The following is a 353-nucleotide window of genomic DNA, read 5'->3' as shown; positions in this document are numbered from 1 at the left end:
CTTGCCGGCTGTATATATAACAGCAAGCTGCCGCTAACGGCGGTGCATGTTCTGAACAACGATGTCCTACCGCACTTCGAACAGCAGAGTCTGCGCATCGAAACTCTGCTCTCGGACAACGGCAGGGAATACTGCGGCAGACCCGATCAGCATCCGTTCGAATTGTTCTTGCAACTGGAGGGCATCAAGTACCGCACGACCCGAGTCAGACGCCTGCAACGCAACGGCTTCGTCGAGCGGCTGCATCGCACCTTGCTGGACGAGCACTTCCGCATTGCGGGCCGCACGACCTGGTATGAATCGATCGACCAAATGCATGGAGACTTTGATGCCTATCTGCATCACTACAACTA

General features: G+C 55.5%; 1 pseudogene. It reads left to right on the top strand.

Annotated features, from left to right (window positions below):
- Positions 1–353: pseudogene (locus tag KDH83_RS32055) on the top strand (integrase core domain-containing protein); the annotation flags it as partial.

It is taken from the genome of Achromobacter sp. Marseille-Q0513 (genome assembly GCF_018195695.1).
Classification (GTDB): Bacteria; Pseudomonadota; Gammaproteobacteria; order Burkholderiales; family Burkholderiaceae_B; genus Achromobacter.
This window is presented reverse-complemented; position numbering and strand designations above follow the sequence as displayed.